The following is a 7,469-nucleotide window of genomic DNA, read 5'->3' on the forward strand; positions in this document are numbered from 1 at the left end:
CGAGCGCCGCCATGATCGTGAACAGCATGGACCCCATCGGTGTCGCTGTGTCGACGTCGCCGCCGCCCAGGTTCAGCACGCGAAGGCCGGCACCGCGGCCGCGGAGCTCCTCTGCGAAAGCGAGCATGTTCTGCGTTGACCGGCCGAGCCGATCCAGGGTCGTGATGACGAGGGTGTCGCCATCCTCGAGAGCGTCGAGCGCGCGATCGAAGTGAGGCCGCGATGCTCGGGCGCCAGAGACCCCCTGGTCGACATAGAGGTCGTCGCGCCGGACACCTGCCGCCAGGATGTCGACCTGTTGCCGGTCGGTGGATTACTGGCGCGTCGATACGCGCGCGTAGCCGATCAGCTTCGTCACTCTGCTCCTTGGCGTCTCATGACTAACGGTGAGTACCGTCATCCAACCAGTAGGTTATGCGATGTAGTTATGCGAATCGCCGCGCCCGAGATTCCGGCGATCTGCGGTGCAGCCAGCGATCACGCTGGCTTTTTTTATGCCCTCAGCTCTGTTTCGACAACGCCGAGCGGGTTGAATGCGTCACTCACTTTGCGTGCCAGCTTTTGCTGGCTTTTTTTGTGCCTTCTTCATGGCACCAACTCAGGCGCTTCAGCGTCTCCGAAAGCAACTCATCCGCGCCTCTGGCGGGAGATGAGTGAGCCGGCCATCTCGGTCGGCGGTCCCGACGGTGGAGGTAGTCACTTGCCCCAGCTGTTAATTGAGATCCCGGCAACCGCCGGCTACGCGATCGGCTTTGCCCTGGCAATTTATATTGTTTGCCGAGCAATTTTGATCGTGTTGCCAATGCTGAGCGATAAGGCTGCGCGCCGACTCGCTCTGGTTCGCGGACACCGGATTACGCACAAGCGTAAGTAGCTCAAAAACGCACACTCTCCGTCGGGTAGGAGAGCTCTGCCCAAAATCGGTCGAAAACGATGGGATACAAGACGCTGACGCCGGTCCGGAGCGACGCGGGCATATAGCTCAATGCGCCAAATAGCGATCACAGAAGGCCGCCACAGAGCACCAGCAGTCGCAGCCGTCACCCAACCCAAATCCACGGCTTTTGCGGGACCTAGAATGAATGACTGGATGAGTGACATTTTTTCTTCTGTCGGAGGCGAAGTTTCGTCTGTCACGTAATCGGACGTTTAAATGACAGGGGTCGAGCATGTTCGTCGGATACATGCGCGTGTCAAAAGCTGATGGTTCGCAGAGCACTGATCTACAACGAGACGCTCTCCTGGCCGCCGGCGTCGCTGCAGGGGATCTCTACGAGGACCAGGCATCCGGCAAGAAGGACGACCGGCCACACCTGGCGGCCTGTCTGAAGGCGCTGCGTCATGGTGACACGCTCCTGGTTTGGAAGCTGGATCGGCTCGGCCGAGACCTGCGTCATCTGGTCAATACGGTGCATGACCTCACCGACCGTGGCATCGGCCTCAAGGTGCTCACCGGAGAGGGCGCAGCGATCGACACCACGACGGCACCTGAGAAGCTCGTCTTCGGAATCTTTGCTGCTCTCTCCGAGTTCGAGCGCGCGCTCATTTCTGAGCGCACTGTCGCCGGGCTTGCCGCAGCTCGAGCACGGGGGAGGACGGGCGGGCGGCCGTTCAAGATGACGCCGGCCAAGGTCCGCCTGGCCATGGCCGCGATGGGCCGAAGGTTGGCGACCTCTGCAAGGAGCTCGGGATCACCCGGCAGACGCTGTACCGCCATGTCTCACCGGCGGGGGAGCTGCGGTCCGACGGTGCGAAGCTTCTATCCAAGAAGTAGGTGCTCTCCTGCTAGAGGCCTTGTTGTCGTTGGACCGTGTGTGTCGGCCTGGTAGGACTCCGAATTGACCTGGCCCCCTACCGACCAGAACCGTGCCCGATCCACCGCCACATGTCCCTGAGCGGGGTTTTGACAAGCTCAACCACCGATGAACTGACCACCGACAGCACGGCAGCCGGTGGTCAGCTTGCTGAGACCCCGGGTGCGAGGCGCTTTCCTGACGTTCGATAACCGGTGCGTGACCCGTCGGTGATGACGGCTACCGGCCGAGGGCGTTCGAGGCGGAGACCGCAACGCGGTCGCGGAGGGCACTGTGGGCAGCAAGGACGGGTAGGAGGGCTGCACCTTCGAGAGCACTGGCCAGCGGTGTGCGGATATCGATGGCTGGCCAGAGGGCACGCAGGCCCTGCTCGAACGGCACGCTGATCTCCGGAGCCCGCAGCACCCCGCCGAGACCACAGACGACCGGTGCTGGCCCGGATCCCTCACCCACGCGGCGAAGGCCCGTCGCGACCGAGAGCACGAGTTCCGCGGCCGCGGCGGCGCAGATGGTGGCGGCGACGGCATCCGTCGGTGCCAGGGCGGTGACGTGCCGTGAGTATGCAGCGATCCGGCTCACCCGGCCCGGATCGCCCTGCAGCTCAACGTAGGCCGTCTCCAGGTTCGGGAAGTCCGCACGCACCGCGTCCGTAAGGGCTGAGCGGGTACCGCGCCCGTCGTAGTCGCGCATCACGGCGTCGAGGGCTGCGCGGCCGATCCAGTAGCCGCTGCCGGCGTCGCCGATCAGGTTGCCCCAGCCGTCGATCCGGGTGACCGTTGTTTCGCCGACGGCGAGGGTGACCACCCCGGTCCCGACCGCGACTACGGCTCCGAGACAGTCGCCCAGCGTGCCGAGGTAGGAGGTGACCGAGTCGTGGGCGAGGTAGACCTCGCGTATGCCGAGGGCGTCGGTGGCAGCGCGTAGCCCGTCGGCATCGGCGAGGGAGTAGGTGAAGCCGGAGATTCCGGCGCTGACGGTGTGAATCGCCCGTCCGGATGTCCGGGCTACCCGCGCGACGACGTCGACCAGTTGGGGAATCAGATTGGTGTCTGTGAGGATCCCCGGGAGTTCGACGGTCTCATCGGCCGTGTCCTCGTCATGCAGTGTCGCTCGGATGCCCGTCTGGCCGGCATCGATGGAGAGGGAGCGGTGGTGGTTACTCATGGTGGGGAAGTCCTTGCAGTGCGCGGTATTGCTGGGTCAGGAACGTCCCGGACGGTTTGCCGTAGACGCAGTAGTCGTCGTTCCGGGATGCGTCGGCCGCTGAGTAGAGCCGGGCCGGCCAGTCCCAGAGCATGAAACCGAGCATCCAGTCGCGCTCGGCGGCGGCGGCGAACATGTCGTCGTAATAACGAAGCTGCTCCGCGCCGCTCGGGTCGCCGGGCAGTGCCCAGTCATTCGGCTTGGCGGCGGACCCGGTGCGGCTCGGGCAGCCGGCCTCCATGAAGAAGAAAGGTTTACCGGCCCGGGAAACGATGGGTTCGATCCGGTCGAGTTCGGCTGGGAATGAGCCCAGCGGGTAGTAGCCGCTCGAACTGATCACATCGACTGCGTCCCACCAATCGATGTGGTCCTCTTGGTATTTATCACAGTTGTACGTGATCAGCCCGGAGTAGACCTCGCGCACCCCGGCGATCAACGTGCGCCAGCGGGCGCCCTGGCCGTCGGCGCGCACCATCTCGCAGCCGATGCAGAGCATCTCGCACCCCTCGGCCTCCGCCAGCCGGGCCGCATGAAGGATGAACGCCGTGTACGACTTGAACCAGTCTGCCCAGCCGGGCTCGCCCGGAACCTCCCAATCGAAGAAACCGATATATGCGCGCCAGGTGCCGTCGGCGCAGTTGACGACGGGCTTCAGACAAACCTTGAGGTCGAGAGCCCTCGCCTCGCGGATTGCCCAGCGCACCTCCTCGTCCGTCACGGTCGGTTCCTGGTCGTAGGGGATTTCCGTCGACTGCGCGTTTTCCTGCACGGCTGCGTAGGCCAGGGCGGTCCAGTTGACGCCGTGCTCGCTCATCTTGGCCATCGAGCGACGGGCCTCGTCGGTGGCCCAGTCCCCGCGAACACCGGTCCAGCCCCAGGTCATCCCGCAGACCGGGCCGTTGAGCTGCGTCGTGGATAGGGTCACGGCCGCACCAGTTGGTTACCGCTGCGCAGCACCGTTGGCGCCGACAGGATTGCAAGGTCGAGTGCAACTGCGGTGGTCACGGTGAAGGTCGCGCTCTCGCCGGGCAGCAAAGTCACGAGCATGTCGTCCACGGTGGCGGCCGGGTCGATCTTGTCGACCAGCAGGGCGAGGTCGCGGATGAGGGTGTTCGCGGTGACGGTGAGCCGGTAACCGTCCTCGACCTGGTCGAGCCGGGTGTCGAAGGTGGCTGTGTTGAGGCGGGTGTCCCTGGGCTCGGCGAAGAACCAGTGGCCGCGCACCCCGTCGAGGTCCGCACGCAAGAGCTCTGTCGCAGTGTCCGTTGCCACGGACACGTCTGCCGGGAGAGCCACGGTGACCGTCGACCGCGCGGGCAGGCTCACCTGCTCCGTGTGCTCGGCGAGCACGGTTCCCGTGTCGGTGAGTCGGCGGGTGACCAGCGGACCCGACCACGGCTCGGCGGAGTCGTTCACGATGATGGCGGCGAGCACGTCGCCCCGCGGTTGGATGGTTACGAGCCGGTCTGCGTAGGCGTGGCGGAGGGCGTAGAGCAGAGGTTTGGGCCGGCCGTAGCCGTCGACGGCAGCCCAGGAAGTGACCGGCCAGCAGTCGTTCAGCTGCCAGACGATGCTGCCCATGCAGTGCGGCTGCAGGGACCGGAAGTGCTCGATCGCGGTGCTGATGGCGTTCGCCTGATTCAGTGACATCGCCCAATGCCAGGCGTCGATCTCGTCGGGCAGCGGGTAGTGAGCGAGCAGGCCGTCGGTGAGCTTGACGTTGCCTTCCATCGCCTTCTGGTGCACGAGCATACCGGGGGACTCCGGGGTCAGCGGGGAGTCTCCGATAGAGCCGGTCATGGTGGACCAGGTCGGCGGCCCCTGCCAGCCGAACTCGGCGACGAACCGCGGCGTGTACTCCCGGTAGTCGGGGTAATCGCGCTGGTTCCAGAGGTCCCAGATGTGCATGGTGCCGTGGTCTGGATCGTTTGGCGTGTGCCCGCCGTTCTCAGGCGTGGGTCCGGGCGAGAAGGGACTGCCCGGCGTGTAGCCGACCTGCGGGGCGAGCTCGGCGACGATCCGCGGGAACACCTCGTAGTAGTACCCGCCGCCCCAGGTCTTGCCGTCGAGGCGCTTCTTCCAGTTCCACTCCTCGTGGCCCCAGATGTTCTCGTTGTTGCCGTTAAACACGACCAGCGAGGGATGACCGGCCAGCCGGCTGACGTTGTCGCGGGCCTCGGCCTCGATCTCATCGCCGAGCGGTGCCTCTTCGGCGTAGGCGGCGCAGGCGAGGAGGAAGTCCTGCCAGGTGAGCATGCCGCGCTCGTCGCAGAGCTCGTAGAGGTCGTCGGCCTCGAAGATGCCGCCGCCCCAGACCCGGATCAGGTTGATGTTGGCGAACTCGGCCTGTTCGATGCGGTCCAGGTAGCGGGCCCGGTCGACTCGATGTGGGAAGGCGTCGTCGGGGATCCAGTTGGCACCGCGCACGAAGACGGGCACTCCGTTGATCACGATTGTGAACGGGGTGCCGGCGTCGTCTGGGGTGGTGTTGAACTCGACCGTGCGGAAGCCGATCCGCTTGCTTGCGGTGTCGAGTTCGGTGGAGGCGACGCCGTCGGCGGCTTGGGTGAGGGTGACGGCTACGTCATAGAGCGGCTGTTCGCCGTAGCCGCGCGGCCACCAGAGAGAGATCTCCTGCAGCTCAAGACGCACGAGCGCGGTCGTCTCTCCGGCGGCGAGCTCGACTGTCGCTGACACTCCGGCGACGGATGCGGCGACGAGCAGGGTCGCTTCGCTGGCTCGAGCGACCTCGACATGGACGTCGATGGTGCCGGTGTTCTCTGTAACCGTGGCAATCGGCCGCACGCTCTCGATCCGCGCCACCGACCAGCTTTCCAGTGTCACGGGGCGCCAGATTCCGCTGGTGCTGGTGTCGATTCCCCAGTCCCAGCCGAAGCTGCAGGCCATCTTGCGGATGGCGTTGTAGGGGTGGTGGTTCACGTGCGGGCGGTAACCGAGGTCGAGGCTGGCGGCATCCGCTGCGCGCACGGGGGAGCGGAAGGTCACAGTGAGCTCGTTCAGCCCGGCCTTGAGCCGCGGGCGCAGATCGAACCGGTAGCGGCGGTGCATGTTGCGGGTCTCGCCGATGGGGTGCCCGTTCAGCTCGATCGAGGCAATAGTGTCGAGGCCGTCGAAGACCACCTCGGTCTGCGTGCTGCCGCCCGGCTGCCACGCGAATGTCTTGGTGTAGCGCCAGTCGGTCAGTCCGATCCAGGCAAGGAGGTTTTCGTTGTCGTCGAGGTAGGGATCGGGGATGAGTCCGGCCGCCAGTAGGTCGGTGTGCACGGAGCCGGGAACCGTTGCCGGGATCACGGCTTGCCGAACCTCCCGGGGTACTGGCCCGTCCAGGGCTGCGACGCTCCAGTCAGCGCTGAGCGAGCGGCGGCTGGGGTGGGTGGTCGCCGGTGCCCGGTTGGCGGGCAGGTTCTGGTCGATGTGGATCGTCATTACTTGGTAGCTCCTGAGGTCACGCCGTTGTAGATGAATCGTTGCAAGAAGAGGAAGATGATCAGCGTTGGCAGGATCACGATCATGATGCCGGCCGCGATGACCTCCCATTGGGCGCCGTACGGCCCCTGGAAGCGGAACAGTGAGGTGCTGATCACCGCCAGGTCCTGACTGGGCATGTAGAGGTAGGGGATGTAGAACTCGTTGTAGATCGCGATCCCCTTGATGATGACGACCGTGGCGATAGCCGGGCCGAGCAGCGGGAGGATGATCCGCCAGTAGATACCGAGCCGGCTGGCGCCGTCGAGCATGGCGGCCTCGTCGAGCGAGCGGGGAATCGACTGCATGAACTGAATGAAGATGTAGATCGAAAGGATGTCGGTGCCCATGAACAGGATGATCGCTGCGCCATGGGTGTTCACGAGGTGGAACCAATTGACGACCTGGTAAGTGGCCACCTGGGTCGTCACGGCGGGCACAAGAGTCGCGATCAGGAAGAGCGCGAAGACGAGCTTCTTGAAGCGAAACTCGAACCGGTCAAGCACGTAAGCGGCCATAGTGCCGATCAGGATGGTGCCGGTCACCGAGACGACGGCGATGAACGTTGTATTGAGGAAACCAGTGAGCATCCGGCCTTTGACGAAAGCTGTGACGAAATTGCCGAAGTTGAACCAGTTCTCCGGTGGCACGAGCGGACCGGAAGTGGCGTATTCGGTGTTCGTCTTGAGCGACGCGAAGACGATCACGATGATCGGCACGAGGGCTACGAGCGAGCCGAGAACGAGGGAAACGTATTTCCCGGTAGTCCAGAGGGTGCGGATCATGAGGACAGGGTCACTTTCTCGTCGGGGACGACCTTGCGCTGGATCCAGGTGACGAGCAGCACGATGATGAGTAGGATCACGGCCACCGCCGAGGCGAGCCCGACCTTGCGGAACACGAAGGCCGTCTGGATCGTCTGGATCACGAAGGTCGTGCTGCCGTTGGCTCCGCCAGTGATGATGA

At 64.7% G+C, this 7,469-nt stretch carries 5 protein-coding genes and 3 pseudogenes; 2 read left to right on the forward strand and 6 right to left on the reverse strand.

Translation table 11 applies throughout. From position 1 onward, the window contains the following. Positions 1–301, reverse strand: a pseudogene (locus tag H7290_RS21325) (recombinase family protein); the annotation flags it as partial. A 126-nt stretch (positions 302–427) separates the two neighbouring features. Between H7290_RS21325 and H7290_RS09145 the strand changes: the two are divergent. Together H7290_RS09145 and H7290_RS09150 are read left to right on the forward strand one after the other, a co-directional pair. After that, positions 428–874 carry a hypothetical protein gene (locus H7290_RS09145; RefSeq protein ID WP_290513711.1) on the forward strand — a complete coding sequence of 149 codons (447 nt, stop codon included), beginning with the start codon at positions 428–430 and terminating at the stop codon, positions 872–874. Positions 875–1,169: 295 nt separating this feature from the next. Next, a pseudogene (locus H7290_RS09150) lies at positions 1,170–1,774 on the forward strand (recombinase family protein). A gap of 259 nt (positions 1,775–2,033) precedes the next feature. On the opposite strand, the gene H7290_RS09155 reads toward H7290_RS09150, so the two are convergent. The 5 genes and pseudogenes from H7290_RS09155 to H7290_RS09175 form a co-directional block, all read right to left on the reverse strand. Next, positions 2,034–2,978 (reverse strand): BadF/BadG/BcrA/BcrD ATPase family protein, encoded by a 945-nt coding sequence (locus tag H7290_RS09155; protein WP_290513712.1) that lies wholly within the window; start codon positions 2,976–2,978, stop codon positions 2,034–2,036. Then, positions 2,971–3,942: a hypothetical protein gene (locus tag H7290_RS09160; protein ID WP_290513713.1), complete on the reverse strand. Its 972-nt coding sequence runs from the start codon at positions 3,940–3,942 to the stop codon at positions 2,971–2,973. Before H7290_RS09160 ends, H7290_RS09155 begins: the two co-directional genes overlap by 8 nt. Then, positions 3,939–6,464 (reverse strand): glycoside hydrolase family 2 protein, encoded by a 2,526-nt coding sequence (locus tag H7290_RS09165; protein ID WP_290513714.1) that lies wholly within the window; start codon positions 6,462–6,464, stop codon positions 3,939–3,941. Before H7290_RS09165 ends, H7290_RS09160 begins: the two co-directional genes overlap by 4 nt. Then, positions 6,464–7,288, reverse strand: a complete 825-nt coding sequence (locus tag H7290_RS09170; protein WP_290513715.1) for a carbohydrate ABC transporter permease — start codon at positions 7,286–7,288, stop codon at positions 6,464–6,466. The genes H7290_RS09165 and H7290_RS09170 overlap by 1 nt, the downstream gene beginning before the upstream one ends. Beyond that, a pseudogene (locus tag H7290_RS09175) lies at positions 7,285–7,469 on the reverse strand (sugar ABC transporter permease); the annotation flags it as partial. The pseudogene H7290_RS09175 and the gene H7290_RS09170, both read right to left, overlap by 4 nt.

This window comes from Aeromicrobium sp. (genome assembly GCF_014378035.1).
Classification (GTDB): Bacteria; Actinomycetota; Actinomycetes; order Propionibacteriales; family Nocardioidaceae; genus Aeromicrobium.

Coding starts and splice junctions, on each gene's coding strand:
- H7290_RS09165 (WP_290513714.1), bottom strand. CDS start 6,464: ATGACGATCCACATCGACCAGAACCTGCCCGCCAACCGGGCACCGGCG.
- H7290_RS09170 (WP_290513715.1), bottom strand. CDS start 7,288: ATGATCCGCACCCTCTGGACTACCGGGAAATACGTTTCCCTCGTTCTC.
- H7290_RS09155 (WP_290513712.1), bottom strand. CDS start 2,978: ATGAGTAACCACCACCGCTCCCTCTCCATCGATGCCGGCCAGACGGGC.
- H7290_RS09145 (WP_290513711.1), top strand. CDS start 428: ATGCGAATCGCCGCGCCCGAGATTCCGGCGATCTGCGGTGCAGCCAGC.